The organism is Georgenia daeguensis, from assembly GCF_039537705.1.
Classification (GTDB): Bacteria; Actinomycetota; Actinomycetes; order Actinomycetales; family Actinomycetaceae; genus Georgenia; species Georgenia daeguensis.
Window position 1 is genome coordinate 1 of record NZ_BAABBA010000071.1, and the last position, 1,595, is coordinate 1,595.

At 64.6% G+C, this 1,595-nt stretch carries 1 protein-coding gene; it reads left to right on the forward strand.

The features are described from left to right. Positions 1–290: 290 nt before the first annotated feature. A complete protein-coding gene (locus tag ABD774_RS21435; RefSeq protein WP_345045796.1) occupies positions 291–1,007 on the forward strand; it encodes a hypothetical protein in 717 nt (238 codons plus the stop codon). Positions 1,008–1,595 lie beyond the last annotated feature (588 nt).

The window sequence follows — 1,595 nt, forward strand, 5'->3', positions numbered from 1 at the left end:
AGACTCGCACCTGACGGGTGCCCTTCTAACTGGCGACTTGGAACCTTCAGCAGTCCCATCGTCCCAGGTCAGAGCGGCACCCGTCGCTCACGACCCGCCCCCACCACCGGTGGATCCAGGCTCAGGCGATCCCCGAAGGCGACATCCCCGATGCCGTCGTCGCCCGAGCAATCGATAAGGCCGCAGCCGGCCAGAGCACCGACTTACGCGCGCTCGTCTCTGCCGAGGACGACGCTCAGGTGACATTGGCCTTGAGTAAGCTTCGTGCGCGATACCCGGACATACGTGAAGTGCCCCACCACGAGGGTCCCACCGGTCCAGTCACGCTCGAGCTGCTGACCGCCGGCATGACCCTTGTCGATGAGGCGGAAGACCGCTTGGACTCTTGGACATCCACAGGGCTCCAACTCACACATTGGACCGCCATATTGCTCCGGCGCCTGCTCGACGCCGACCCGGCTTCCGACGTCGACCGCGCATTAACCGCATGCTCCGATGTCCACCGGCGCGCCCACGTGATCTCGACGGCGATGCGCGAGGTGCACGGCCTTAAAGAGGAAACTCAGCGGGCCCTTTGTGAAGCCCTGCAGCGAGAGTCGCGCCGACTGCTGCCGTTCCTGCTGGCTGACCTGCGCCAGGGAGACCTGTCGACGGGTCAGTCAGGCAGCAGTTTCCTCTACGGACTCGTCGCTGAGTCACCCGCTCTGGCCGAACTCCAAGCCCAGATCGCGACCGGGCTCGTGACCCAAGAGTTCACTCTCGAGGATGTTGCAGCCAGGTTCGTCGGCCTGGCGTACGTGATCGGTGGATCGGGGCGTCCGTCAAGCGCGTCGTTCGCAGGAGACCTTTTCACCAAGATCACCGGGGTCGAGGCACGCTCCGGCGAGCGCAGGGACATTGGCGAATGGCCCGATAGCAGCTGGCCTCGCCGCAAGGAGTTTGCGGCACAGTTCGTCACTCCTGGGTGTGCCGATAGCGAGGCGGCCGGCGAAGGCGAACGCCGTTGAATCCCCTGACCGGTAACGGCCGGTCCGGAGAGGGATCCTCCTGCGAAGGATCGCATAGCGCGCTGCGAGGGAACCCGGATCGCCGGCACTTAATGCCGCGGGATTCGGCTATCGGGGCAGCTGTAAGGTCGGCTCTGCCAACCGCGGAGGTGGCATGTATGTGCGCGATACGTGTTCGCGGACGAACGTGCCCGGGGCAAGTCCGCTGGGAGCGGCGAACGGGTTCTGCGTGTGGCGCGGCGGCGCTTCGACATGCCCGCCGCCGACAGCAAACTCCTTTGAACAGACGACTACACCGCTCGGGGTTGTCGGCGACGGTCGAAAAGTAGGCCAGGAACGACGGTCGAAAACTGAGCCACCTGACGAGTATCGGACAGGTGATGACTGTGGAGGACTGGGCGCGGATCCGGCATCTGCACGAGGCGGAGGGGCTCTCGCAGCGGCAGATCGCTGAGGAGTTCTGTCAACGGACAGTGGGATGTCCTTGTGGGCGGACGGGTGATCTCCCTGTGGGCGGACAGTTCATCTCCCTGTCCGCGGTCAGTTGATCTCCCTGGTTGTTAGTTCAAGGGGATCACCCCGCGTCCG